The organism is Streptomyces sp. NPDC028419 (assembly GCF_055565515.1).
On the sequence record NZ_JBVHUE010000011.1, the window covers coordinates 91,507 to 115,874 of the forward strand.

General features: G+C 74.7%; 21 protein-coding genes and 1 riboswitch. Of the genes, 10 read left to right on the top strand and 11 right to left on the bottom strand.

Going from position 1 to position 24,368, the window contains the following annotated elements:
- Positions 1–8: 8 nt before the first annotated feature.
- The 4 genes from ACZ4UB_RS15345 (at position 9) to ACZ4UB_RS15360 (ending at position 4,915) form a co-directional block, all read left to right on the top strand.
- On the top strand, positions 9–2,690 hold the full coding sequence (locus ACZ4UB_RS15345; protein ID WP_468070513.1) for an ABC transporter permease subunit: 2,682 nt from the start codon (positions 9–11) through the stop codon (positions 2,688–2,690).
- Positions 2,687–3,505: an ABC transporter ATP-binding protein gene (locus ACZ4UB_RS15350; protein WP_468070514.1), complete on the top strand. Its 819-nt coding sequence runs from the start codon at positions 2,687–2,689 to the stop codon at positions 3,503–3,505. The genes ACZ4UB_RS15345 and ACZ4UB_RS15350 overlap by 4 nt, the downstream gene beginning before the upstream one ends.
- A gap of 154 nt (positions 3,506–3,659) precedes the next feature.
- Positions 3,660–4,502, top strand: a complete 843-nt coding sequence (locus ACZ4UB_RS15355) for an aldo/keto reductase (protein ID WP_468070515.1) — start codon at positions 3,660–3,662, stop codon at positions 4,500–4,502.
- Between the two features lie 5 nt (positions 4,503–4,507).
- Complete coding sequence (locus tag ACZ4UB_RS15360) at positions 4,508–4,915, top strand: RICIN domain-containing protein (protein WP_468070516.1); 408 nt, start codon at positions 4,508–4,510, stop codon at positions 4,913–4,915.
- A gap of 74 nt (positions 4,916–4,989) precedes the next feature.
- On the opposite strand, the gene ACZ4UB_RS15365 is transcribed toward ACZ4UB_RS15360, so the two are convergent.
- The gene (locus ACZ4UB_RS15365) at positions 4,990–5,295 is read right to left on the bottom strand and encodes a 4a-hydroxytetrahydrobiopterin dehydratase (RefSeq protein ID WP_468070517.1); all 306 of its coding nucleotides are present in this window, start codon (positions 5,293–5,295) and stop codon (positions 4,990–4,992) included.
- Between the two features lie 101 nt (positions 5,296–5,396).
- Between ACZ4UB_RS15365 and ACZ4UB_RS15370 the strand changes: the two genes are divergently transcribed.
- Positions 5,397–6,197: a helix-turn-helix domain-containing protein gene (locus tag ACZ4UB_RS15370; RefSeq protein WP_468070518.1), complete on the top strand. Its 801-nt coding sequence runs from the start codon at positions 5,397–5,399 to the stop codon at positions 6,195–6,197.
- On the opposite strand, the gene ACZ4UB_RS15375 is transcribed toward ACZ4UB_RS15370, so the two are convergent.
- From ACZ4UB_RS15375 to ACZ4UB_RS15385, 3 genes are all read right to left on the bottom strand, one after another.
- Positions 6,183–6,587 carry a hypothetical protein gene (locus ACZ4UB_RS15375; protein WP_468070519.1) on the bottom strand — a complete coding sequence of 135 codons (405 nt, stop codon included), beginning with the start codon at positions 6,585–6,587 and terminating at the stop codon, positions 6,183–6,185. The two genes, ACZ4UB_RS15370 and ACZ4UB_RS15375, sit on opposite strands and share 15 nt — an antisense overlap.
- Before the next feature lie 137 nt (positions 6,588–6,724).
- Positions 6,725–8,233, bottom strand: coding sequence for a peptide MFS transporter (locus tag ACZ4UB_RS15380; protein WP_468070520.1), 1,509 nt, complete (start codon positions 8,231–8,233; stop codon positions 6,725–6,727).
- A 152-nt stretch (positions 8,234–8,385) separates the two neighbouring features.
- The gene (locus ACZ4UB_RS15385; protein ID WP_354383187.1) at positions 8,386–9,231 is read right to left on the bottom strand and encodes a bifunctional 5,10-methylenetetrahydrofolate dehydrogenase/5,10-methenyltetrahydrofolate cyclohydrolase; all 846 of its coding nucleotides are present in this window, start codon (positions 9,229–9,231) and stop codon (positions 8,386–8,388) included.
- Positions 9,232–9,307: 76 nt separating this feature from the next.
- Positions 9,308–9,417, bottom strand: a riboswitch (ZMP/ZTP riboswitch).
- A gap of 81 nt (positions 9,418–9,498) precedes the next feature.
- Between ACZ4UB_RS15385 and ACZ4UB_RS15390 the strand changes: the two genes are divergently transcribed.
- Both ACZ4UB_RS15390 and ACZ4UB_RS15395 read left to right on the top strand, forming a co-directional pair.
- Complete coding sequence (locus ACZ4UB_RS15390) at positions 9,499–10,263, top strand: class I SAM-dependent methyltransferase (protein WP_468070521.1); 765 nt, start codon at positions 9,499–9,501, stop codon at positions 10,261–10,263.
- 213 nt (positions 10,264–10,476) lie between these two features.
- Complete coding sequence (locus tag ACZ4UB_RS15395; RefSeq protein ID WP_467955870.1) at positions 10,477–12,051, top strand: RNA polymerase sigma factor; 1,575 nt, start codon at positions 10,477–10,479, stop codon at positions 12,049–12,051.
- 98 nt (positions 12,052–12,149) lie between these two features.
- Here the strand turns inward: ACZ4UB_RS15395 and ACZ4UB_RS15400 are convergent, their stop codons facing one another.
- The 3 genes from ACZ4UB_RS15400 to ACZ4UB_RS15410 all read right to left on the bottom strand — a co-directional run bounded on the left by ACZ4UB_RS15400 (position 12,150) and on the right by ACZ4UB_RS15410 (position 16,332).
- Positions 12,150–13,523 carry an amino acid permease gene (locus tag ACZ4UB_RS15400; RefSeq protein ID WP_468070522.1) on the bottom strand — a complete coding sequence of 458 codons (1,374 nt, stop codon included), beginning with the start codon at positions 13,521–13,523 and terminating at the stop codon, positions 12,150–12,152.
- A gap of 82 nt (positions 13,524–13,605) precedes the next feature.
- Entirely contained in the window at positions 13,606–15,768 is a 2,163-nt protein-coding gene (locus ACZ4UB_RS15405) for a phage holin family protein (protein ID WP_468070523.1), read from the bottom strand.
- Between the two features lie 159 nt (positions 15,769–15,927).
- On the bottom strand, positions 15,928–16,332 hold the full coding sequence (locus ACZ4UB_RS15410) for a hypothetical protein (RefSeq protein ID WP_468070524.1): 405 nt from the start codon (positions 16,330–16,332) through the stop codon (positions 15,928–15,930).
- Positions 16,333–16,491: 159 nt separating this feature from the next.
- Here ACZ4UB_RS15410 and ACZ4UB_RS15415 point away from each other — a divergent pair, with 159 nt between their 5' ends.
- Complete coding sequence (locus tag ACZ4UB_RS15415; protein WP_354383157.1) at positions 16,492–17,265, top strand: MBL fold metallo-hydrolase; 774 nt, start codon at positions 16,492–16,494, stop codon at positions 17,263–17,265.
- A gap of 2 nt (positions 17,266–17,267) precedes the next feature.
- Positions 17,268–17,903, top strand: a complete 636-nt coding sequence (locus ACZ4UB_RS15420) for a DedA family protein (protein ID WP_468070619.1) — start codon at positions 17,268–17,270, stop codon at positions 17,901–17,903.
- Here the strand turns inward: ACZ4UB_RS15420 and ACZ4UB_RS15425 are convergent.
- From ACZ4UB_RS15425 to ACZ4UB_RS15435, 3 genes are all read right to left on the bottom strand, one after another.
- A complete protein-coding gene (locus tag ACZ4UB_RS15425; RefSeq protein WP_468070525.1) occupies positions 17,900–18,874 on the bottom strand; it encodes an MBL fold metallo-hydrolase in 975 nt (324 codons plus the stop codon). The genes ACZ4UB_RS15420 and ACZ4UB_RS15425 overlap by 4 nt on opposite strands.
- Positions 18,875–19,229: 355 nt before the next feature.
- Positions 19,230–20,447: an aminotransferase class I/II-fold pyridoxal phosphate-dependent enzyme gene (locus ACZ4UB_RS15430; protein ID WP_354383185.1), complete on the bottom strand. Its 1,218-nt coding sequence runs from the start codon at positions 20,445–20,447 to the stop codon at positions 19,230–19,232.
- 164 nt (positions 20,448–20,611) lie between these two features.
- Positions 20,612–21,196, bottom strand: a complete 585-nt coding sequence (locus ACZ4UB_RS15435; protein WP_468070526.1) for a TIGR03086 family metal-binding protein — start codon at positions 21,194–21,196, stop codon at positions 20,612–20,614.
- Positions 21,197–21,411: 215 nt separating this feature from the next.
- On the opposite strand from ACZ4UB_RS15435, the gene ACZ4UB_RS15440 reads away from it, so the two are divergent.
- Positions 21,412–22,260 (top strand): class I SAM-dependent methyltransferase, encoded by an 849-nt coding sequence (locus ACZ4UB_RS15440; RefSeq protein ID WP_468070527.1) that lies wholly within the window; start codon positions 21,412–21,414, stop codon positions 22,258–22,260.
- A 74-nt stretch (positions 22,261–22,334) separates the two neighbouring features.
- Here the strand turns inward: ACZ4UB_RS15440 and ACZ4UB_RS15445 are convergent, their stop codons facing one another.
- Complete coding sequence (locus ACZ4UB_RS15445; protein WP_468070528.1) at positions 22,335–24,305, bottom strand: DUF5107 domain-containing protein; 1,971 nt, start codon at positions 24,303–24,305, stop codon at positions 22,335–22,337.
- Positions 24,306–24,368: the final 63 nt, after the last annotated feature.

Below are 24,368 nucleotides of genomic sequence, written 5' to 3' on the forward strand. Positions count from 1 at the left end.
GCAGCCCCATGGTCGATCTGCTCGTCTTCGTACTGAGCGGTCTGGTCTCCGGCGCCCTTTACGCGCTGCTGGCCACCGGGCTGGTGCTGTCCTACTCGGCCTCCGGCCTCTTCAACTTCGCGCACGGGGCCACCGCCTACCTGTGCGCGCTCACCTTCTACGAGTTGCACTCGGGGCTCGGTTGGCCGGCCGTCCCGGCGGCCCTGCTCGTCGTCCTCGTCCTGGCCCCCGGTCTCGGCTGGGGGCTGGACCGGCTGATGTTCCGGCGCCTCGCCCGGGTCGGGGAGAGCGCCCAGATCGTCGCGACCATCGGGCTGCTGGTCGCGCTGCCCGCCGCCGGGCTGTGGGTGGTGGGCCTGCTGGCGGACGCGGGCGCCGACGTGGTGCCCGCGGAGAACCAGTTCGGGCTGCCCGGAGTGGGGCCGAGCCCCGCGCGGTCCTGGGAACCGCTGCCCGGGGTCGGCATCGACTCCGACCAGTTGATCACCTGGGTGGTGACGGCCGTCGTGGCGGTGGCCCTGTGGGTGCTGATGCGCCACACCCGGCTCGGGCTGCGGCTGCGCGCCTGCGTCGACGACCGCTCGCTGACCGAGCTGCGCGGGATCGGCGCCGACCGGCTCTCCTCGATCGCGTGGATGATCGCTTCGGGCCTGGCCGGGCTCGCCGGGGTCCTCGCCACTCCCCTGCTCGGCCTGTCCGCGCACGACTTCACCCTGTTCCTCTTCGTCTCCGCGACGGCCGCGGTCATCGGGCGGTTCGTCTCCGTACCGCTCGCCTTCGCGGGCGGGCTGGGCCTGGGCGTCCTGCAGAACCTGGTCGCCGGGTACGCGACCTTCACCGACCGGATCACGGGCTTCCGTACCGCCGTTCCCTTCCTGATCCTCTTCGTCGGGCTGCTGGTGCTGACCCGGCGGGCCCGGACGGCCGGCACCGCCGCGGCCGACGCACCGCCGACCGACCACCTGGCGGGAGCCCCGTGGCGGCGGCGCTGGGGGCCGTGGGCGGCGGGCGCGGTGCTCGTGTGCGTGGCGCTGTACACCGTGACCACGCCGTTCTGGAGCGGGCTGATCGCCCAAGGGCTGGCGATCGCGCTGGTGTTCATGTCCTTCACCGTGCTCACCGGGCTCGGCTCGATGGTCTCGCTCGCCCAGGCCACCTTCGTGACCGGCGCGGCGCTGGTGGCCGGGCTGTTGATGAGCCACGGCTGGCCCTTCTTCCTGGCCCTGGCGGCCGGCACCCTCGCGGCCGCCGCCCTCGGCGCGCTCGTCGCGCTCCCCGCGCTGCGGCTCGGTGGCCGGTCACTGGCGCTGGCCACCCTCGCGCTGGCCTTCCTGGCCGACCAGGTCCTCTTCCAGCTGCCGTGGCTGCGCAACGGGGACAGCGGCTGGGCCGTGCCGCGACCCGTGTTCGGGCCGGTGGACCTCTCCGACGACCGGGCGATGGGCGTGGCGCTGATGGTGCTGGTGGCGCTGGTGGCCGCCGCCCTGAGCGCGCTGCGCGGCTCCCCGTCCGGGCGGGCGATGCTCGCCGTACGGTCCGCCCCCGCGGCGGCCGTGGCCTCGGGGGTGTCCGTGCTGCGCACCAAGCTGCTGCTGTGCACGGTGTCGGCGGGGCTGGCCGGCTTCGGGGGCGTGCTCTACGCCGCGTACAACACCCGGATCACGGCGACCGACTTCACCGCGCTGACCGGGCTGGTGTGGCTGGCCGTGGTGGTGGCGGCGGGGGTGCGCAGGCCGCAGTACGCGGTGGTCGCCGGGCTCGTCTTCGCGGTGGCTCCGCGGGTCCTGGCGGACTACGTGACCACCTCGCCCTACCTGCCGGTGATCCTCTTCGGGCTGGCCGGGGTCGCCCTCGCCAACGATCCGGACGGGTACTGCGCGGCGCTCCCGGCCCGCCTCGCCCGCCGGCGCGCGGCGGCCCGTACGGCCGCCGCGGCAACGACGGCGATCGCGACCGAGACCGCGGCGCCGGAGCCCGCGACCCGCGCCCCCGACCCGGACGCGGCCCTCGTACTGCGCGGGGTGCACGCCGGTTACGACGGCGCGGCCGTGCTGCACGGGGTGGACCTCACCGTCCGGCGCGGGGAGATCCTGGCCGTGCTCGGTCCCAACGGCGCCGGGAAGAGCACCGCTTGCAAGGTCGCCGCCGGGCTGCTCGGGGCCTCGGGCGGGGCCGTGTACGTCGGCGGGCGCGACGCGACGCGCGACGGACCCGTGCGCCGGGCCCGGGCCGGGGTGCTGCTGGCACCGGAGGGGCGCGGGATCTTTCCCTCGCTCACCATCGAGGAGAACCTCGCCCTGTACCTCCCCGACGCCCGCGCCCGGGAGGCCGTGTACGCGCGCTTCCCCCGGCTGCGCGAGCGCCGCGCGCTGGCCGCCGGCTCCCTCTCCGGCGGGGAGCAGCAGATGCTCGCGCTCGCCCCGCTGCTCCAGCGGCCGCCCGAGGTGCTGATCGCGGACGAGCCCTCGCTCGGGCTCGCGCCCCGGGTGGTGGAGGAGGTGTACGGGCTGCTCGCCGAGCTGCGCGACGCGGGCACGGCGCTGCTGCTGGTGGAGGAGAAGGCGGCCGAGATCCTCGGCATCGCCGACACCGTCGCCTACCTGTCCCAGGGCCGGGTCTCCTGGTGCGGACCGCGCACCGAGGTGGAGGCGGACCGGCTCACCGAGGCCTACCTGGGGATCGGCACATGACACGGATCACGACGGTGGGAGCGACCCGGGCCGCCGCGCCGGACGGGGGCCCGTACGTCCTGGAGGCCCGCGGGGTCAGCGTGCGCTTCGGCGGGGTCCGGGCGCTGACCGGGGTGTCGCTCGGCGTCCGGGCGGGCGAGGTGTGCGGGCTGATCGGGCCGAACGGGGCGGGCAAGACCACCCTGTTCGACGTCCTGTCGGGCATCCGGCGGCCGGACGAGGGCCGGTTGCTGCTCGACGGGGCGGACGTCACCCGCCGCTCCCCCGTCTGGCGCGCCCGGCACGGGATGCGCCGCACCTTCCAGCGCCAGCAGCTCTTCGGACAGCTCAGCGTCGCCGACAACCTGCTGGTGGCCCAGGAGTGGCGGGGCGGGGGCGGCGGGCTCCTCGCGGACCTGGTCGGCTCGCCGACCAGGCGCCGCCGCGAGCGCGAGCGACGGGCGCGGGCGGAGCGGGTGCTGGCCGACTGCGGGCTCGGGGCGCTCGGGGAGCGGTACGCGGGCGGCCTGCCGGTGGGCCGGGCCCGGATGGTGGAGCTGGCCCGGGCCGTCGCGGACCCGCCCCGCGTGCTGCTGCTGGACGAGCCGGCCTCGGGGATGTCGGCGCCGGAGCGGGAGCAGCTGGCCGCGGTGGTGCGCCGGCTGGCCGATCAGGAGGGGTGCGCGGTGCTGCTGGTCGAGCACAACGTGGCGTTCGTGATGGAGCTGTGCGCCCGGGTGGTGGTGCTGGACCTGGGAACGGTGCTGGCCGAGGGAACGGCGGCGCGGGTGCGGGCGGACCCGCGGGTCCGGGAGGCGTACCTGGGCGGCGCGTGAGGGCGGCGGGGCGCGCCTGGCGGGAATAGAGTGCCCGGGCGGCCGGTTGTCGCCGGTCGTACGGCACCTCGGGCCCGTACGACCGAGGGGCCCGTGCGGGTTCGTACGATCGCAGCACCGCACCCACCGCACCGAGTCGAGGGAACGACCAGACGTGAACCAGGTCCCCAGCATCAAGCTCAACAACGGCACGCTCATGCCCCAGCTCGGCTACGGCGTCTGGCAGATCCCGGACGCCGAGGCCGAGCGGGCCGTCGGGAGCGCCCTGGAAGCCGGGTACCGCAGCATCGACACCGCCTCGATCTACGGCAACGAGGCCGGCACCGGCAAGGCGCTCGCCGCCTCGGGCCTGCCCCGCGAGGAGCTGTTCGTCACCACGAAGCTGTGGAACGGTCCGTCCGAGACCTGGGGCCGCGACAACGTCCTGCGCGAGTTCGACTCCTCGCTCGCCAAGCTCGGCCTGGACCACGTCGACCTGTACCTGATCCACTGGCCGCGCCCGATGCGCGAGGACTACCTCGCCATCTGGAAGACCTTCGAGGAGATCGCCGCGAGCGGCCGCGCCAAGGCCGTCGGCGTCTCCAACTTCGGGCAGCCGCAGCTGGCGCGCCTCGCCACCGAGAGCTCCCTGGTCCCGGCCGTCAACCAGGTCGAGCTGCACCCGCTCTTCAACCAGGCCGAGCTGCGCGCTGTGCACGCCGGCCTCGGGATCGCCACCGAGGCCTGGTCGCCGCTGGGCCAGGGCAAGGAGCTGCTGACCCTGCCGGCCGTCGCCGCGGTCGCCGCCAAGCACGGGCGCACCGGCGCCCAGGTGGTGCTGCGCTGGCACCTCCAGCTCGGGAACGTCGTGATCCCGAAGTCGGTCACCCCGGCCCGCATCCGCGAGAACCTGGACGTCTTCGGCTTCGCGCTGGACGCCGAGGACCTCGCCGCGCTCGACGCCCTGTCCACGGCGGGCGGGCGGATCGGCCCCGACCCGGTCGGCTTCGACGGCTGAGCCGCGTGTACCTCATCCGGAACGTCGCCAGCGGCCTGCTGCTGGAGGTCGAGGGCACGTGGCGGGTGCGCGTCGGGCCCCAGGGGCCGCCGCCCCTGCCGGACGGCCAGCGGTGGGAGGTCGCGCCGGTGCACAGCGGCGGCGCGGTCTTCCACGTGGTGAGCGCGCTGAACGGCAAGCGGCTCGACGTCGCGAACGCCTCGACGGAGAGCGGCGCCCGGGTCCAGCTGTGGCGGGCGAACGCGTTCGGCGCCCAGGAGTGGCTGGTCGAGGAACACCTGGACGCGCCGGGCGTGGTCTCGCTGGTCGCCTGCATCAGCGGGTTGCCGCTGGAGGCGGCCGAGGACGGCCGGGCCCGCCAGGCCGAGGACACCGACTCGCCGGCGCAGTGGTGGCGGTTGGAGCCGGTGTGACGCCCGCGGGGCGCGGCGGGGCCACCGGCTCCGCCCCACCCCGCGGCCCGGTGCGTGGAGGGGGTGCTACGGCATCAGCTCGCGCCGTGGGCGGGAGCGAGGGCCTGTACGCGCTGGGCGAGTTCGAAGTCGGTCTCGGTCACCGCGTCGCCGGCGCTGTGGGTGTTCACCGCCAGGCGGACCGTGTTGTAGCCCAGGCTCAGGTCGGAGTGGTGGTTCAACTCGTCCTGGACGGCGGCGATGTGGGCGACCAGGGCGCTGGCCGCGATGTGCGTGCCGAGCCGGTAGGTGCGCACGATCCGGTCGTCCTCGAAGGCCCAGCCGGGGAGTTCCCGCAACCGGTCCTCGATCTCCTTCTGCGACAGCGGCTGACTCGACATGCGCTGGCTCCTTTGTCCCCGTGACGTGAAGTCAAGGTTCCCACAGCGCGCGCCGGAGCGAACCGTTCGCGCGCGGGCGCGCCCGGGTTAACGTCGCTCGTATGACGACGTCCGTGGGACCCCTGCTCCGCTCCTGGCGGGAGCGGCGCGGCATCAGCCAGCTGGAGCTGGCGGGCCGCGCCGATTCCTCCGCCCGGCACATCAGTTTCGTCGAGACCGGTCGGTCCCGGCCGAGCGAGGAGATGGTGGTCCGGCTGGCCGAGCGGCTCGACGTGCCGGTGCGCGAGCGCAACGCCCTGTTGCTCGCGGCCGGTTACGCGCCGCGCTACCCGCACACTCCGCTGGACGCGCCGCAGATGGCGGCGCTGCGGGAGGGGCTGGAGCGCCTGCTCGCGGCCTACGAGCCCTATCCGGCGCTGGTGGTGGACGGTACGTACACGGTCGTCGCGGCCAACCGGGGCATCGCCGTCCTGCTGGACGGGCTGCCGGAGCACCTGCTCGCGCCGCCGCTGAACGCGATGCGGATCACCTTGCACCCGCAGGGGCTGGCGTCCCGGATCCAGAACCTGGTCGAGTGGCGGGGACACCTGCTGGCCCAGATGGAGCGGCAGGTCGCGCTGGCCCGTTCGGAACCGCTGCGCGCGCTGTACGAGGAGGTGGCGGCGTACCCCGTCGCGAGCGACGGGCCGCGTCCGGCGGTCCCGACGGAGCCGATCGAGCCGCTGGCGCACCCCGTCGCGCTCCCGCTGCGGATCGTGCACGACGGGCAGCTGCTGTCCTTCGTCTCGACCATCGCCACCTTCAACACGCCGATGGACGTGACCGTCGCCGAGCTGGCCGTGGAGACCCTCCTGCCCGCGGATCCGGCGACGGCGAAGTACCTGCGCTCACTGGGCCCTTGAGGTCCTCGCCGCCCACTGGAGGGCGGCGAAGGCGGCGACGACCGCGGCCTGCGCCGGGATCCACACCAGGCCCGCGGTGGTCGGGGTGAACCAGAGCGCGAGCGAGAGCAGACTCAGCGCCACCCAGGCGCAGTTGATCTCGATGACCGCCATGACCAGTGCGGGGGCGGGTCGGGTGCGGGCGGCGAGCAGGCCGACGGCCGCGCCGTATCCCGCCAACAGGACGCCGAGCACGAGCAGCGGCGTGCGGTCCACCCCCAGCAGCCGACCGATCGGCGCGGCGAAGAGGGCGTAGGCGAGTCCGTTGCCGCCGGTGACGACGGCGTCCAGGGCGAGCAGGCCGCGCAGCGAGGTCAGCGGGGCGCGGGTGGTGAGTGGGGTCGCGGACATGGCGGATCGGCCTCCGTGAGGGTCGGGAGAGGGGGTGGGCGGCGGATCCCCGGCCGCGGTGCGGCCCTCCGGGATCCGGTGCCCCCACTCTCCCGTCCGCCGCCCGCCGGGTCGATTACCCCGCGGGTCATGCCGGCTCAGGCCGCGGCGCCGACCGCTTCCCGGGCGGCGGCGGCCTCGCCCGTCAGGACCTTGAGGCGGCCCGCGAAGAAGACCATGACCGCGCCCGCGGCGATCACGGCGGCGCCCTGCCAGAGGAAGTTCAGGCTCTGGCCGATCACCGCGTCGAGGCGGGGCAGCTGGGCGCCGATCGCGTCGCCGGTGGCGGCGGCGAGGAACCAGACGCCCATCATCTGGTTGGTGAAGGCGCGGGGCGCCAGCTTGGTGGTGACCGAGAGCCCGACCGGGCTCAGGCACATCTCGCCCATGACCTGGATCACGTAGACCCCGACCAGCCACATCAGGGAGACCTTCACCCCGGTGGAGGCGATCGCGGCGGCGCCCGACATGACCACGAAGGAGGCGCCGGTCAGCAGCAGGGCCAGGCCGAACTTGAGCGGCGTGCTCATGTGACGGCCGCGGCGCACCCAGAACGCGGCGAACACGGGGGCCAGGACGATCACGAACAGGCTGGGCAGGGACTGGGTCCAGCTCGCCGGTATGTGCCGGCCCAGCAGGCTCAGGTCGGTCTTCTGGGCGGCGAAGAGGTTCAGCTCGTTGCCCATCTGGTCGTAGACGAGCCAGAAGAGGGTGGCGGCCAGGAAGAGCCAGACGTAGGCGCGCAGCCGGGTCCGCTCGACCGGGGTGACCTTGGGGCTGCGGTACATCGACAGGAGCACGCCGGCCGGGACGACGACGGCGACGAGGGTGAGCACGAAGGTGATGTTGTCGATGCTCAGCGCGTGTCCGGCGGCCATCAGGGCGATCAGGACGGCGGTGAAGACGACGCCGTAGGTGCCGGTGTGGCGCACCCGGCGGCGCTCGGCGGGGGTCAGCCGGACCACCGGCTCGGTGCGCAGCTGCGCGGTCAGGCGGCGGCCGCCGAGGACGTACTGGATCAGGCCGAGGGCCATGCCGACGGCGGCGGCGCCGAAGCCCAGGTGCCAGTTGACCTCCTCGCCGAGGTAGCCGACGACGAGCGGGGCGATGACCGCGCCGAGGTTGATGCCCATGTAGAAGATCGAGTAGCCCGCGTCGCGCCGCTGGTCGTCGTCGGCGGCGTAGAGCCGGCCGACGAGGGCGGAGATGTTGGGCTTGAGCAGGCCGGTGCCGATGACGATCAGGACCAGGCCCGGCCAGACGGAGGCCGGGTCGGGGACGGCCATCAGGACGTGCCCGGCCATGATGACGACGCCGCCCCACAGGACGGCGCGGCGGGCGCCGAGGAAGCGGTCGGCGATCCAGCCGCCCGGGAGCGCCAGCAGCGAGATCATCGCCATGTAGACGCCTTCGACGGCCTCGGCGGTGCCCTCGTGAAGGCCCATGCCGCCGTGGCCGCGCGAGGCGGCGAGGAAGTGGACCAGGATGGCGACCATGCCGTAGAGGCTGAAGCGCTCCCACAGCTCGGCGAGGACGAGGGTGGCCAGCCCGCGGGGGTGGCGGGCCCGGCCCGGCTCCGGCGCGGCACGCCGCTTCTGCATGTCCATCGATCCGTTCACCTCCTCAGTGCAGCGCCCCGGCGGGGCGTCCCGGATCGTCCTTTCGGCCCGCGCGGGGGCATGCGGAACGCCCCGGACCGTTGGGCCCGGGGCGTTCGTCGTGCGTGCGGCTCCGGCGGGGGCAGGAGGTCCCGGTGGGCTCAGCCGAGGTCGGCCAGGCTCAGCCCGGCCTGGGCCGCGGCGGCCTGCACGGTCTGCTCCAGCAGGACGGCGATGGTCATCGGGCCGACGCCGCCGGGGACCGGGGTGATCAGCGAGGCGCGCGCGGCGGCCGACTCGAAGTGCACGTCGCCGCGGTTGCCGTCGTAGCCGGCGTCCAGGACCACCGCGCCGGGCTTGATGTCCTCGCCGCGGATGAACTCGGCCTTGCCGACGGCGGCGACCAGCACGTCCGCCTGGCGGATGATCGAGGGGAGGTCCTCGGTGCGGGAGTGGCAGTAGGTGACCGTGGCGTTCTGCCCCAGCAGCAGCATCCCGGCGGGCTTGCCCAGGATCGCGCTGCGGCCGACGACCACGGCGTGCTTGCCGGCCAGCTCGACCTCGTACTCGGCGAGCAGCCGCATGATCCCGCCCGGGGTGCAGGACACGAAGCCCGGCAGCCCGAAGCCCATGGCGGCGAAGGAGTGCATGGTGACGCCGTCGACGTCCTTGCCCGGGGCGATGGCCTCGAAGGCGGCGCGCTCGTCGATGTGGTGCGGCACCGGGTGCTGCAACAGGATCCCGCTGACCTCGGGGTCCACCGAGAGCGCGGTGAGGGTGGTCACCAGCTCCTCGGTCGTGGTGGAGGCGGGGAGCTCGACGTGGCGGGAGGTGATGCCCGCCTTGGCGCAACGGTTCTGCTTCATGCGTACGTACGTCACGGACGCGGGGTCCTCGCCGACCAGGACGGTCGCGAGGCAGGGGGCGGTGCCGGTGCGGCGGGTCAGCTCGGCGGCGAGGGCGCCGGTGCGCTCCGAGATGCGGCGGGCGAGGGCGGTGCCGTCCATCAGCTCGGCGCTGCGGTGCTGTGCCGGAACGGTCTGGGCAGTCGTCACGGGGTCTCCTGAACGTCGCTGCGGGATCGCGGATCGCCCAGGCGCGCGGCAGTCGACGGAGCGGGACACCTCGGTGCCGCGCTGCGTCGGGCCGCTCCCCGGTGGTGATCCACCCAAGCGCCAGTCACGGCCCGCCGACCATTGTAGTCGAAGCCCGAGGTCGGCCACGAGGCGGAGAATCAAGTGGATCACAAGGGGCGCAGCTGGGACGATCACCGCATGACATCTCATTTCGATCGGCTCGTCGCCGAGGCCGAGTCCGTGTCCGTGGACGGCTGGGAATTCTCCTGGCTCGACGGCCGGGCGACCGAGCAGCGCCCCTCCTGGGGCTACCAGGGACTCCTGGGCGAGCGCCTGGCGGGCGTACGGGCGGCTCTGGACGTCCAGACCGGCGGGGGCGAGGTGCTCGCCGGAGCGGGCCCCCTGCCGCCGCTGATGGTGGCCACCGAGTCGTGGCCGCCGAACGTCGCCAAGGCGACCCGGCTGCTGCACCCGAAGGGCGCGGTCGTGGTCTCGGACCCGGACGAGCCGCCGCTGCCCTTCGGCGACGAGGCCTTCGACCTGGTCAGCAGCCGGCACCCGGTGACCGTCTGGTGGGACGAGATCGCCCGCGTGCTGCGGCCCGGCGGCCACTACTTCTCCCAGCAGGTCGGACCGGCGAGCGTCTTCGAGCTCGTCGAGTACTTCCTCGGGTCGCAGCCGGAGGAGGTCCGGCGCGGCCGGCACCCCGACGACGCGGTGGCCGCCGCGGCCGCCGCGGGGCTGGAGGTGGTCGACCTGCGGTCGGAAAGGCTGCGTACCGAGTTCCACGACATCGGAGCCGTGATCTACTTCCTGCGGAAGGTCATCTGGATGGTGCCCGGCTTCACGGTCCACCAGTACCGGGACCGGCTCCGTGAGCTCCACGAACGGATCGAGCGCGAGGGCCCGTTCGTGGCGAACACCGCCCGATTCCTCATCGAGGCCCGCAAACCGGGACGATGAAGGGGGCCGACGGATTCGCGGCCGAAAGGTTGCACGGACACAGCGTGGCGCAGGTCACTCAATTCATGGCGTAACGAATCGACTCGGGCATGCGATGAACCGACAGGTGTCCTCGCGCGGCGCCGGAATAACGACCCCCCTCGGGCTCGTTCCACGAGTTCGCGCGATGATGTCCCGTCCCGCCCTTATATCTGCCGCAACGAGAGGCTCCTTGTGTCGCTCAGCCCGTCCCGTACGTTCCCTCCGGAGATCGCCGAATCCGAGGCCCTGGTCGCGCTCGTTGAGCGTGGCCGCGAGCAGGGTCACATCAACGGTGACGACGTGCGCCAGGCCTTCGAGGCCGGCCGCATCCCGGTGGACCAGTGGAAGCGGGTCCTGCGCAGCCTGAACCAGGTCCTGGACGAGGAGGGCGTCGCGCTGCACGTCAGCGCCGCCCCGGCCGCGAAGGCCCCCGCCAAGAAGGCCCGCAAGGCGGCTGCCGCGCCGGCCCGCACCGTGACCAAGAAGGCCGCCGCGCCGCGGCCCATCGGCGCGCGCAAGACCGCGGCCACCGCCACGGCGGCGGCGATATCCGCTCCGTCGACCTCCGTGACCGAGGAGGAGGCCGCGGCCGAGGCCGCGGCCGAGCCGAAGAAGCGGACGGTCAAGAAGACCGCCGCGAAGAAGGCGACGGCCACCAAGAAGACCGCCGCCACGAAGAAGAGCGCCAAGGACGGCGACGAGGGCGAGACCCCCGCGGCCGAGGGCGAGGAGTGGACCGAGGAGGACCTCGCCGACGAGGCGGAGGAGACCACTCCCGCGAAGGCGGGCACCCAGGGCTTCGTGCTGTCGGACGACGACGAGGACGACGCCCCGGCCCAGACGGTCATGGTGGCCGGCGCCACCGCCGACCCGGTCAAGGACTACCTCAAGCTGATCGGCAAGGTGCCGCTGCTCAACGCCGAGCAGGAGGTCGAGCTCGCCAAGCGCATCGAGGCCGGCCTCTTCTCCGAGTACAAGCTCGAAGAGGAGGAGGACCACAAGCCCGCGTTCAAGCGCGAGCTGGAGATCCTCGTCGAGGACGGGCGTCGGGCCAAGAACCACCTGCTGGAGGCCAACCTCCGCCTCGTGGTCTCGCTGGCCAAGCGCTACACCGGCCGCGGCATGCTCTTCCTGGACCTGATCCAGGAGGGCAACGTCGGTCTGATCCGCGCGGTGGAGAAGTTCGACTACACCAAGGGCTTCAAGTTCTCCACGTACGCCACGTGGTGGATCCGCCAGGCGATCACCCGCGCCATGGCCGACCAGTCGCGCACCATCCGCATCCCGGTGCACATGGTCGAGATCATCAACAAGCTCGCCCGCGTGCAGCGCCAGATGCTCCAGGACCTGGGCCGCGAGCCCACCCCGGAGGAGCTGGGCAAGGAACTCGACATGACCCCCGAGAAGGTCATCGAGGTCCAGAAGTACGGCCGCGAGCCGATCTCGCTCCACACCCCGCTGGGTGAGGAGGGCGACAGCGAGTTCGGTGACCTCATCGAGGACTCCGAGGCGGTCGTCCCGGCCGACGCGGTCTCCTTCACCTTCCTCCAGGAGCAGCTCCAGTCCATCCTGGGCACGCTCTCGGAGCGCGAGGCGGGCGTGGTCTCCATGCGCTACGGCCTCAACGACGGCCAGCCGAAGACGCTGGACGAGATCGGTCGCGTGTACGGGGTCACCCGTGAGCGCATCCGCCAGATCGAGTCCAAGACCATGTCGAAGCTGCGCCACCCGTCGCGCTCGCAGGTCCTGCGCGACTACCTGGACTAAGAGGTCCCGGTCGCGGCGGAAGCCCGCGCCGTACCGGCCGCCCGCGTCGCAGTTCGCGACACGGGCCGGCGGTACGGTGCGGGCTTCCGCGCGTTCGGCTACGCCTCGGCGCGGGCCCGCTGTTTGCGGGCCGACATGACGGCGTGGACGAGCACGCCCGCGAAGAGGAAGAGCACGCCCTGGTAGACGGCCTCGTACCCGGAGCCCGCGACCAGCCACATCGAGAAGCCGAAGGCCACGGCGGCCAGGATCCCGTCCCGGACGAGCCGTCCGGGGGCCACCCGCTCGCCCTGGCCCGACACCAGGAAGTAGATCTGCGCGGCGGTGGACAGCAGGTAGGGCACGGTCGCCGTGAAGGTGGTGACCAGGACCAGGACCTCGAAGACCCCCTGGGTGCCCGAGGTGTAGTTGTAGACGGTCAGCGCCGAGGCCAGCACGACGGTGACGACCACGCCGACCACCGGTACCCCGCGGCTCTTGCGTTCGAACGCCTTCGGGAAGAGGCCGTCCTTCGCCGCCGCGTACGGGGTCTGCGCGCTGAGCAGGGTCCAGCCGTTGAGCGCGCCGACCATCGAGACCACGGCGGCGCAGGCGACGAGGGTGCCGCCCCAGGTGCCGCCGAACATGGCGTTCACGGCGTCGGTGAAGGGCGCGGCGGAGGAAACGAGGGTGTCGTGGGCCACCAGGCCGAAGACGGCCACCGTCCCCAGCAGGTAGACGGTGGCGGCGCCGAGCGTGCCCAGGATGGTCGCGCGCCCGACGTTGCGGGCCGGATCGCGGACCTCTCCCGCGCTGACCGCGGCCGATTCCACGCCGAGGTAGGAGAAGAGCAGGATCGCGGCGCAGGCCGAGACGGCGCCGATCGCGCTCTGGTCGGTGCCCCGGAAGGGCCCGAGGTTGGCGGGGTCGAAGAAGAAGAGTCCGCCCACCGCCACCAGCAGGAGCGGAGCGAACTTCAGCACGGTGGCCACGAGCTGGACCGCTCCGACGTAGCGGGTACCCGCCAGATTGGCGAGGGCGGGTAGCCACTGCACGGCGAGGGCACCCAGACACATCGACCACTTGTGCGAGCCGATGGCCGGGAAGAGCACCGCGAGGTAGCCGACCGCGGCCACGGCCAGCGCCGCGTTGGAGACCCAGGTGGTGATCCAGTAGCTCCACGCCGCGAGGAACCCGGCGAAGTCGCCGAAGGCGGCGCGGGCGTAGACGTACGGGCCCCCGGTCTGCGGGAGCCGCCCGGCCAGGCGGCCGAAGACCAGCGCGAGGGCGATCGCGCCGAGGCTGAGGACCCCGAAGGCGACCAGGCTGATCGTGCCGAAGGGGGCGACCGAGGCGGGGAGGAGGAAGATCCCTCCGCCGACGATGTTCCCCATCACCAGGCAGGTGGCGACGGGGAGGCCGAAGCGGCGCGCGTGCGGGCTCGCGCCGGATCCGGGCTGGTCAGAGGTGTTCACGGCAGGGGTGGTGCTCACGGGTGGTACGCCTCGGTCGTTTCATATGGTGGACAGGGGGGCAGGTCGACACATGCTCCGGCACGGCAAAGGCCGCACCAAATCAGTGCTTTTCGTCCTGTCCGGCCACCTGTACGGAAGGAAGTGTTCCGCTCCGGACGCCCTCGGACCGGTGATCTTCCACCAGCGGCCGGGCCGCCGCCGGGCGCCGGTCCGTCACCGGGGCCCGGTCCGCCACCGGGACCTGCGGCCCGTCCTCGGCCTCCCGCAGCCAGCGTCGCAGCAGCGCGTGCACCGACTCCGCCCCGACGAGGTCCTCCTCCGGTGCGGTCAGCACCGTGGGCCACATCAGGAACGGGTGCCCCTGCTCGCCGCCCAGCCCGCCGTGCGAGCCGATCTGTTCCTCGAAGGCGTGCACGGCGCCGGTCGCCGGGTCGTACGCCGAATTCACCATGATGTCGGCGACGTGCGGGAAGGAGTCCGTGCGCCGGACGGCCTCGGCCGCGCCCGGGCCGAAGGCGGCCAGCAGCTCCTCCGCCTCCCCCGGTGCCGAGAGCCGCGCCACCGCCCCGCCCGGTCCCAGCACCTGGCCGTCCACCAGGAGGAAGCCCACCCCCGGATGCTCGGCCAGGGTGCTCAGCAGGGCCGGGTGGTCGCGCTCGATCCGCTCCCGGGTCGCCCGCCCCGGCACGTCCGGGAAGGAGACCAGGCCCAGGTTGCCCGAGGCCAGCACCACCGGTTCCGGACCGCGCGCCGGACGGGCCCGCTCGCCCTCCTCCACCGGGCGGTGCAGGGCGGTCAGCACCGCGGCCCGGGCCTCGGCCCCGCTGTGGGTGCGGCCCGCCCGGCGGCGTACCGGGAGCCCGCAGCCGGCCCGGACCAGGTCCTTCAGCGTGAGCCCGTACGCCCCCAGGAAGGTCTCGCCCGGGCTCTGGCCGTGGTCGGAGAGGAGCACGACCCGGTAGTCGCGGGGCGCGTGCTCGGTGACCCGGGCGATCAGCGCGAGGCTGCGGTCGAGCCGGGCGAGCACCTGGTCGGTGTCGTGGCCGTGCGGGCCCGAGTGGTGGGCCACCTCGTCATAGGCCACCAGGTCGGCGTAGACCGCGGCGCGCCCCGCGAGCATGTCGCCGATGACCGCGGCCACCACCACGTCCCGCTCCACCACCGTCGCGAAGGCCCGGATCACCGGGTACAGCCCGCCGCGCGAGACCCTGGGGGCCGCCCGGCGCAGCCGCGCCCGCACCGACTGGCCGATCTCCCGCGCCACCTCGGCGGCGAAGGACAGGAAGGTGCGCACCGCGTTGGCGGGGTCGGAGAAGTAGGCGAAGTACCCGGCCCGGGAGCGGTTGCCGGGCCCGCGCCGGGCCGACACCGACAGGACCAGCGCGAGCTGGTCCGCGCCGCCGCTGAAGAGGTTCCCGCGGCTGGCGCCGTCGAGGGGGAGCAGCCCGCGCTCACCGGTGCGGGCGCTCGCCCGACGCTCCAGCGCGGCGGCGCTGCTGGGCCGGTTGCAGACCACGACCTCGCCGGTGTCCTTCTCGTACCAGCGGAAGGCGGGCACGTCGAAGGTGGAGCCGTGCAGGATGCCGAGCTGGCTGGCGCCGGTCTGGCTCGACCAGTCGGTGCGCCAGGACGTGACCCGGTGGCTGCGGTCCAGCCACCCGGCCACCGTCGGCATCAGTCCGGTGCCAGCGGCGCGCCGCAGCACCTCGTACCCGACGCCGTCGAGCTGGAGGAAGACCAGTCCGGGCGCGGATTCGGCGGCGCCGGGCGCGCCCCGGCGCCCCTGGCGGCGGCGCTTGCGGTCGGCCAGCCGGTAGAGCCGTCGGCGGTAGGCCCCGTCGTCGCGGACGGCCAGCGCGGTGGAGGTGGCGGAGGCGACCGCGGACATCACGGCGGCCACGACGACCGCGGTCTCGGGGGCGGCCTCGCCGCGGCCGTTCGGGATCAGGTAGAGGGCGAGCAGCAGCAGCGAGCCGTTGAGGAAGAACACCAGCAGGCCGAGCACCAGCGCCGGCACCAGGAGCAGGGCCCGGACCACGACGGGCCAGACCAATGCGCTGAGCAGGCCGAAGGCTCCGGCGCCCCAGGCGGCGGTGAGCCCGATCCGGGTGATGCTGTCGCCGCCCGCGCCCCCGGGGTCCGGTTGGAGGTGGAAGTCCGGCAGGACCGCGGCCAACAACAGCATGGTCAGGGTGGACACCGCCCAGACGAGGATCACCCGCGCCAGGGCGCTGCCCGCGGTCCGCCATCGGCCTCGCAGCACGCCGTACCCACTTCGTGTCCCGGCCCGCGCCGAGCTCGCGGGCCCCGCCCCAGCGTCGCACAGCGAAGGTGACCGGGGCGGGTGACGTGGAAGGCGTACGGACGTACGAACGGCGGCGCGGCGCCCCGCCGTCAGGCGTCAGACGTCAGACGTCAGACGTCACGTGCCGTCGTAGCCCGCGGTGGGCATCGACATCCTGCGGTGCACCTCGGCCTTCATCCCCGAGGTGTACGCGGGCTCCTCGTGTCCGGCGGTCTCCAGCCGGACGCCGCGCCGCTCGCACTCGGCGGTGAACTCCTCGACCGAGCGCAGCGCCCGGCGCAGGACCCGCTGGTTGGGCGCGACGAACAGGTCCACCTGCCCGGACTCGACGTCGGACCACAGCCCGCAGTGATCGGCGCGCAGCCCGTAGACCAACAGCTTCCGGGTCACGACGTAGCCGTGGTCGGCGGCCCAGCGGGCGCACATGGCGTGCTGGGTGCGGGTGTCCACGACGAAGGGGTCGGCGTCCAGTTCCTCGAGCGGGGTCAGGCTGGCGATTGCGGCGACGCGCAGCTCATCCATGCCGACCGACCCTACTCCGATCCGGCCGCCACGAGGAGTGGGCCTTCGGCCACTGCGGGCGCGGGAGTGCGGGCGGTTCGGCCGGTGACCGCCTAGGCTCGCGGGGGACGTCCGGGGTACGAGCCCTCCGGGACGGGGCCGAGGCAGGGAGGGTCCGGGGTGCCGGTGGAGATCACGTGGTGGGGGCATGCCACCTGCACGATCGAGGATTCCGGGGTACGGCTGCTGACGGATCCGCTGTTCGCGCGACGGCTCGCCCACCTGCGGCGCCGGCGCGGCGCGGTGCCGCCGGCGGAGGCGGCCGTCGCGGACGCGGTGCTCGTGTCGCACCTGCACGCCGACCACCTGCACCTGCCCTCCCTGGCCCGACTGGCGCCGGGGACCCGGCTGGTGGTGCCGCGCGGGGCCCGGCGGGCCCTGCCGGGGCTGGCGCGGGTCGCGGGTGCGCGCGGGCTGCGGGTGACCGAGGTGGCGCCGGGCGAGGAGACCTCCGTGGGGCGGGTGCGGGTCCGGGCGGTCGCCGCGCGGCACGACGGGCGGCGGCTGCCGTTCGGTCCGCAGCTCGCGCCGGCGCTCGGGTACGTGGTGACGGGTGCGGCGACGACGTACTTCGCCGGGGACACCGGGCTCTTCGACACGCTCGCCGAGGAGGTCGGACCGGTGGACGTGGCGCTGCTCCCGGTCGGCGGCTGGGGCCCGTACCTCGGGCCGGGGCACCTGGACCCGGGGCGGGCGGCGCGGGCGCTGGCCCTGCTGGCGCCGGCGGCGGCGGTGCCGGTGCACTACGGGACGTACTGGCCGATCGGGATGGACGCCGTGCGCCCGCACGAGTTCCACGCTCCGGGCGAGGAGTTCGCGCGGGCGGCGGGGCTGCGGGCGCCGGGGGTGGCCGTGGCGGTGCCGGGGCACGGGGAGCGGGTGCGGCTGCCGTGATCCTGCACGAGGCGGTGCACCAGGTGCAGCAGGTGCCGGCGGAGAGCACCCAGCAGGTGGTGGGCTATCCGGCGCTCTTCGTGCTGGTGGCGCTCGGGGCGCTGGTGCCGGTGATCCCGACCGGGGCGCTGGTGAGTTCGGCGGCCGTGGTGGCCTTCCACCAGCGGTCGCTGCCCTTCGGGGTGGTGCTGGTGTGCGGGGTGGCGGCGCTGGGGGCCTTCCTCGGGGACGTCGCCCTGTATTGGCTCGGGCAGCGCGGGGTCCGCTCGCGCAGCGGTTCGCGGTGGTTGGAGGCCCTGCGCGGGCGGGCCACCCCGGAGCGGCTGGAGCAGGCGACGAGGAAGCTGGACGAGCACGGGGTGCTGGTGCTGGTGGTGTCGCGGCTGGTTCCGGCCGGGCGGATCCCGGTGATGCTGGCGTGTCTGCTGGCCCGGTTGCCGCTGGCCCGGTTCGCGCGCGGGGACGCGCCCGCGTGTCTGGCCTGGGCGGCGACCTACGGCCTGATCGGGATCGTGGGCGGGTCGCTCTTCTCCGAACCGTGGAAGGGCGTGGCCCTCGCGGTCGGCCTCACCCTGCTGATCAGCGCCGCCCCGGCGGTGTGGCGCCGGGTCCGGGGCGGGGCGGCCACGACCTCCTAGAGGGAGCGGGAGGAGCCGATGGGCAGGTCCCAGAGGTCCTCCCGGGGCAGGGCCGCGCGGCTCCAGGCGGTGCGGGCGCGCAGCAGCGGCTCCAGGACCGGTTCGGCGGACAGTACGAAGGTGGCCCAGTGCATCGGGGCCATCCGGCGGGCGCCGAGGTCGAGGCAGGCCCGTACGGCCTCCTCCGGGTCCGTGTGCACGTCGCGCAGCCACCAGCGCGGGGCGTAGGCGCCGATCGGCAACAGGGCCAGGTCGATGCCGGGGTGGCGGCGGCCGATCTCGCCGAACCAGTGTCCGTAGCCGGTGTCGCCCGCGAAGTAGACCTTCTTGCCCGCGGCGAGATCGGTGAGGACCCAGCCACCCCACAGGGTCCGGCAGGTGTCCAGCAGGGAGCGCTTGGACCAGTGGTGGGCGGGGACGAAGTCGAAGCGCACGCCGCCCAGCTCGACCGCTTCCCACCAGTCCAGCTCGGTGACCCGGGTGAATCCGCGGCGGCGGCACCAGCGGGCGAGTCCGGCCGGGACGAACAGGGCGGTGTGCCGGGGCAGCCGTTTGAGGGTGGCCGCGTCGAGGTGGTCGTAGTGGTTGTGGCTGATCACGACGGCGTCGACGGGCGGCAGGTCCTCCCAGCGCACCCCGACGGGGGTCAGCCGGGCGGGCGTGCCGAGGATCCGGCGGGACCAGACCGGGTCGGTGAGCACGGTCAGCCCGCCCAGGCGCAGCACCCAGCTGGCGTGCCCGGCCCAGGTGACGGCGATGGTGCCGGGGGTGGCGGGGGGCAGCGGCCCGGGCTCGTAGGGCAGGTCGGGGATCCCCCGCAACCCCTCGGGCGGGGGCCGCAGCGGGGGGGGGGGGGGGGGGGGGGGGGGGGGGGGGGGGGGGGGGGGGGGGGGGGGGGGGGGGGGGGGGGGGGGGGGGGGGGGGGGGGGGTGGGTGTGTGGGGGGTGGGACCCCCCCCCCCCCCCCCTCATCCCCCCCCCCCCCCCCCCCCCCCCCCCCCCCCCCCCCCCCCCCCCCCCCCCCCCCCCCCCCCCCCCCCCCCCCCCCCCCCCAGCCCGGGCAGCGGGGTGGTCAGCCGGTCGGCGAAGGACCGCGGCCACCGCCGCACCTCCCCCAGGGGCCGTACGTCCCCGGGCGCCCGTGTCTCCCCGGGCGTCCGCGCCTCCCCCGAGGGTCGGGCCCCCCTCGACGGCCGGCCGACGGGGTCGTGCGCCGCGGGGGCGCCCGCGCGGTGTTCCGTCTGATCCCTCATCAAGGATTCTCCGTTCACCGGCACGTCGGGTGCGGGGTGGGTCGGTGGCGCGGCGGGCGGTCGGGCCGCTCGGATCAGGTCAGCTCGGCGAGCACCGAGGCGAACCGGTCCAGGGACCGTCGTACGTGCGGGAGGGCGAGGGGGTCGGGGGCCAGCAGGGCGGCCAGCCGCTCCTCGGGAGTGGCGCCCAGCAGCGGGCCGGTCGACAAGCGGAAGCGCAGCGCGCCCAGTTCGTCGTCGAACCGCTGGCCACCGGGCGCGGGGGCACCGAGCCGGGCTCCCAGGTAGTCCTCCAGCTCCATGGCGTCGCCGACGCCGTGCCGGGCGAGTCCGGCGCGCAGCGGGGTCAGGTCGGCGTAGAGGTGGCGCCCCGCGCGCGGGGGCCGGGCCAGGGCCCCGACGGCGAGCAGCTCGCGGTGCGCGGCAGCGGCCACCGCCGCGTGCAGGGCGGCGGCGGAGCGGGTGCGGGCGACGACGGCGGCCGGTTCGTCCAGGGCGTGGGCGGCGGCCACGGCGACGGGGCCCGCGACGAGCGCGCCGGTGGCGGTGAGCACGTCGAGCGTGCGGGCGCGCAGCCAGGTGCCGCGGGGGGTGCCGGGGAAGCGCACGACGGCCGCGGGCCATCCCCCGGGCAGCAGGGCGCCGGAGAGGTCGAGCAGCACGGCGGCCTGATCGGGCAGCATCTCGGCGGGACTGAGGACCGCGTCCTGGTGGGGTCGGTGCAGGGTGTCGCGCCAGGTCTCGTCGCTGATCACGAACAGCCCGGCGGACTCGGCCGCCTCGCACGCCTCCCGCAGGACCTCCGGCGGCGGCACGGTCGCGGTGGGGTCGTCGGCCACCGACAGGAGGAGCACCCGGGGGTCACCGCCCTCGGCGCGCACCCGCCGTACGGTCTCCAGCAGGGCGTAGGGGTCGGGCACGCCGCCGCATTCCGCGGGGGTGGGCACGTGATAGGCGCGCCGGCCCAGCAGTCGGACCTGCGGGGTCCACCAGGCGGGACACGGGCGGGGCAGCAGCACGTCCCCGCCGTACGCGCCGAGCAGGGCGAGCAGCAGTGCGGGCCCGCCCGGTCCGGCGGCCACGGCGTCCGGCTCGACCGGCAGGCCGCGCCGCGCCCAGTGGCGACAGGCGGCCTCGCGCACGGGGGCGCCGCCGCCCGGCGGTTCGGGGGCCGAGCGGCCCGCGGCGGCCGCGAGGACGGCGGTGAGTTCCGGCAGCACGGGCAGGCCCGGTTCCGGGGCCGGGGGCCCGTACCGGACCGGACCACGTCCTTCTGCCGCCGTGCGCCGCATCCCCGCCACCGCCTGCACCACCGCTTCCGTCCGACCTCCGGCGGCCGGCCGCCATGACCGACCCGACCTTTATACGGTTATTTGACCCGATCTGCCGCTCATCTGGATGTCCCACCTACCGCGCGCCTCGCGCACCCGCGCGGCGGGCGCGAGCCCGGGCCGGATCAGCCCGCGCGCCCGACCAGGGCCAGCAGCCGCGTCTGGGCGTCCGCGCCCGCCGGCACCTCCAGCGGGGCGGCGTACGCCCCACTGGCCGCCAGCCCGTCGGCGTACGGCATGACCTCCTTGATCGAGAACTCGACGAGGCCGTCCGGGAGCCGGTCGTCGGCCCCGATGCCCCGCGCGAGGTCCCAGGCGTGCACGACGCAGTCGGCGGTCAGCTCCGAGCAGTACGCCGCCGCGCTCGTCGGCCCGTAGGAGACCCGCACGGTCCGCTCCAGCGCGCCGGGGGCGGTGAAGGCGGCGTGGGCGGCGGCCGCGGCCAGCTCCCAGGCGGCGACCGGGTCCGCACCGAGCACGTCACCGGAGAGGGCGTCGCCGACCTCCTCGACGGTGCGCCCCTCGGTCACCAGCGGCGGGATCCAGAGCTGCTCGCCGGTGACGTGGTTGACCAGCTCCCGCACGGTCCAGTCGGTGCAGGGGGTCGGCCCGTCCCACTGGCCGTCGTCGATCCTGCGCACGTACGCGCCGAAGAGCTCCAGCGCCTTCGCGTGCTGGTCCAGCAGCGCGTCCGGCCGATGTCCTCCCACGGGTCCCACCGTCCTCTCACAAGGCGCTCCGCCTCCTGTGGCCCACTGTCCTCGCACCTCGTTTCCCCGGCTACCGGACCGCCCAATCACCTTTCCCCACAGGGATCGTGTCCACATGTCAATACGCATATCTCATACTCCGACATGATCCTCTACGGTGGTGACACGCCTTCGCCACCGCTGCGAGAGCGCTTCGACGACGAGGAGTCACCGCCATGGAGAGCGCGCCCGAGGCCGCCCGCGAGACCGTCCACACCGTCGGCGAGAGCGCCGTCTACACCCATGGGCACCACGAATCGGTGCTGCGCTCGCACCGCTGGCGCACCGCCGCGAACTCGGCCGCCTACCTGACCGGATCACTGCGCCCGGGCATGAGCGTCCTGGACGTCGGCTGCGGGCCGGGCACGATCACCGCCGATCTGGCGGAGCTGGTCGCGCCGGGCCGGGTCACCGCCGTGGACGCCGCCGAGGACGTCGTCGCCCAGGCCCGGGAGTACGCGCGGGAACGCGGGCTGCACGGAATCGAGTTCGCTACGGCCGACGTGCACGCGCTGGACTTCCCCGACGGCTCCTTCGACGTGGTCCACGCCCACCAGGTGCTGCAGCACGTGGGCGATCCGGTCCGGGCCCTGCGCGAGATGCGGCGCGTCTGCCGCCCCGGCGGGATCGTCGCCGCGCGCGACGCCGACTACGCGGCGATGACGTGGTTCCCGGAGGTGGCGGGCCTGGACGACTGGCAGGACCTGTACCAGCGGGTGGCCCGCGGCAACGGCGGCGAACCGGACGCCGGGCGGCGCCTGCTGTCCTGGGCGAGGGCGGCCGGATTCACCGACATCACGGCGACGGCCACCTCGTGGTGCTACGCGACGCCGCAGGAGGTGGCGTGGTGGAGCGGGCTGTGGGCCGACCGTACGACGGCGTCCTCCTACGCCCGCGTCGCCACGGAGGGCGGCCACGCCACGGCCGCCGACCTGGCCGGGATCGCCGCGGCGTGGCGCGCCTGGGGCCGGGAGCCCGACGCCTGGTTCTCGGTCCTGAACGGCGAGATCCTGTGCCGCGTCTGACGGATCCCGCGGCCGGCCCCACCGTCCGACCCCACCGTCCGACCCCGTCGGCCGGCCGCGGCCGGCCCCGCCCGTCAGGTCCGGGGCGGACGCATGCGGAAGTCGTAGCGGCGGGGTAGGGGGCGGTCGGTCAGGGCCGTCCACACCTCGCCCAGTTCCTCGTCCCCCTCGCGCAGGTCCGCCACCTCGAAGCCCTCCTCGAAGACCCGCAGCGCCGCGCCCACATGGCCCTCCGCCGCCAGCATCCGGGCGGCCAGCAGCAGGAACCGGCCCTGTTCGCGCAGGGCGGGGCGCAGCCGCTCCCAGACCGCGCGGGCCTGGGCCGGGCGGCCCGCCGACAGCAGCGCGGTCATCGCCTCCCGGCCCAGGGCGGCCTCGGCGGCCGTCCAGGCCTCACCACCGCGACTCTCCTCCACCAGGTCCGCGAAGGCCTCCGCGTACCGCTCGGCCGCCCGCTCCTTGTCGCCCGCGAGCCGGTCCGCGACCGCCATGCAGCGCAGCAGCGGCCAGCGCGAGGGGGCCAGCGCCAGGCCGCGTTCCCAACTGCGCACCGCCTGGGCCACGTCGCCCGCGTGCCACTGCGCGACCCCGAGGTGGTACTCGGTCAGCGGGTCCGCCGGGGCCGTCTCCAGCATGTCCCGCCAGTGCGCGGCGACCAGGCTCGGCCCGGGCGGGGCGACCCGGCGCGGACTCGGGAACACCCCCGTGCGCCACAGCTCCAGCCAGGGTTCCTGGGCCTCCCCCAGGTCCGCTTCGACGAAGGGCGTGCCGGGCAGCTTGTGCCCGCCGCGCAGCACCTCCAGCGCGCCCCAGCCCGACCCGGCGGCGAGGCGCTCCCCCGGTTCGTGGTCGGCGTACGGCCGCCACCGCGCGTACGCCGCCTCCACCCGCTCCCGGGGCAGCGCCGCCTCCAGCGCCCGCCCGGCCTCGCCCCGGGCCGCCGACCAGTCGTCGCCGTGCACGGCCCCGGCCTCCGCGGCCAGCGGCCCGTACGCCTCCAACCAGCTGAACTCGGCCCCGCCCTCCAGCCGTACGTGCTCCAGCTGGGTCCGCGCGAGCCCGGCCTGGATCTCCGCGTACCCCGGTGTCCCGGGCTCGGTCAGCCACTCCTGCCAGCGCCGGCCGCCCCGCCCCGCGCCCCACACGAAGAGCTTGCGCCCGCGCAGCCGCGCGGTGGAGGTCTGCGCCAGCCCGTACCCCGCCTCGTCGAGCGACGCGATCCAGGGCCGGTCCCCCTCGGCCACCTCGTAGAAGTAGTCGGCGGGGTACTCCCCGCGCAGCGGGTAGGTGCGGTCCGCGCCCTCCCACCGCGGTACGGGGATCCGGCGCAGCGCGCGCTCGTAGCCGAAGTGCCAGGCCTCGTCGGCCGGAGCGAGCACCCGGGTGCCGGAGTCCTCCGGTACGGCGATGTTGGACCACCAGTACACGGGCGCGGGCCGCTCGTGCGGGTTGCGCACCCGGACGCCGACGAAGAGGAACTCCGAGTCCTCGGGCAGCCACAGGTCCACCTGGAACGGCAGGTCGCGCAGCCGCTCCCACTCCCACATGCGGACCATGGTGGTGCCGTCGGGCGCGGGGACGAGCGCCGCGTGCAGCGGGGCGCAGGACAAGGTGGTGTGTCCGGTGGCGCCGATGTTCCACTCGATGCCGCCGGAGAACCAGGCCCCGTTGAGGGCGAAGGCCGCGGGCTGGAACACCGGGTTGCGGTAGAGCAGTTCGCGTCCGGTCGCCAGGTGGACGATCGAATGGACGCGCCCGCCGAGGGAGGGCAGCACGGTGACCCGCAGGTGGGCGTTCTCCAGCACGACGGACGCGAACTCGCCCTGCGCGCGCTCGCGTCGGTAGCCGTCGAGCATCCTGACCGGCAGCAGCGATCTGAGCGGTTCGTAGCCGATCTGCCGGACCATCTCGCGGGGCAGACCGCCCTGGGCGCGCTCGTCGAGCGCGTGGACCTCGGCGGGCCCGCCCAGGGTGGGCAGCGGGTTCTCGGGCCCCAACGGGGCTGCGGGCAGCGTCACTACGGAGCGTCGGACGATCGTGGCCATGAGGGAAATGGAACACGCCACGGCGACCGAAGCACAGCCATACGGCGGATCACACCCGGTCAG

Coding starts and splice junctions, on each gene's coding strand:
- ACZ4UB_RS15345 (WP_468070513.1), top strand. CDS start 9: ATGGTCGATCTGCTCGTCTTCGTACTGAGCGGTCTGGTCTCCGGCGCC.
- ACZ4UB_RS15350 (WP_468070514.1), top strand. CDS start 2,687: ATGACACGGATCACGACGGTGGGAGCGACCCGGGCCGCCGCGCCGGAC.
- ACZ4UB_RS15365 (WP_468070517.1), bottom strand. CDS start 5,295: ATGTCGAGTCAGCCGCTGTCGCAGAAGGAGATCGAGGACCGGTTGCGG.
- ACZ4UB_RS15370 (WP_468070518.1), top strand. CDS start 5,397: ATGACGACGTCCGTGGGACCCCTGCTCCGCTCCTGGCGGGAGCGGCGC.
- ACZ4UB_RS15375 (WP_468070519.1), bottom strand. CDS start 6,587: ATGTCCGCGACCCCACTCACCACCCGCGCCCCGCTGACCTCGCTGCGC.
- ACZ4UB_RS15380 (WP_468070520.1), bottom strand. CDS start 8,233: ATGGACATGCAGAAGCGGCGTGCCGCGCCGGAGCCGGGCCGGGCCCGC.
- ACZ4UB_RS15385 (WP_354383187.1), bottom strand. CDS start 9,231: ATGGACGGCACCGCCCTCGCCCGCCGCATCTCGGAGCGCACCGGCGCC.
- ACZ4UB_RS15390 (WP_468070521.1), top strand. CDS start 9,499: ATGACATCTCATTTCGATCGGCTCGTCGCCGAGGCCGAGTCCGTGTCC.
- ACZ4UB_RS15410 (WP_468070524.1), bottom strand. CDS start 16,332: ATGGATGAGCTGCGCGTCGCCGCAATCGCCAGCCTGACCCCGCTCGAG.
- ACZ4UB_RS15425 (WP_468070525.1), bottom strand. CDS start 18,874: ATGAGGGGGGGGGGGGGGGGGTCCCACCCCCCACACACCCACCCCCCC.
- ACZ4UB_RS15430 (WP_354383185.1), bottom strand. CDS start 20,447: ATGCGGCGCACGGCGGCAGAAGGACGTGGTCCGGTCCGGTACGGGCCC.
- ACZ4UB_RS15440 (WP_468070527.1), top strand. CDS start 21,412: ATGGAGAGCGCGCCCGAGGCCGCCCGCGAGACCGTCCACACCGTCGGC.
- ACZ4UB_RS15445 (WP_468070528.1), bottom strand. CDS start 24,305: ATGGCCACGATCGTCCGACGCTCCGTAGTGACGCTGCCCGCAGCCCCG.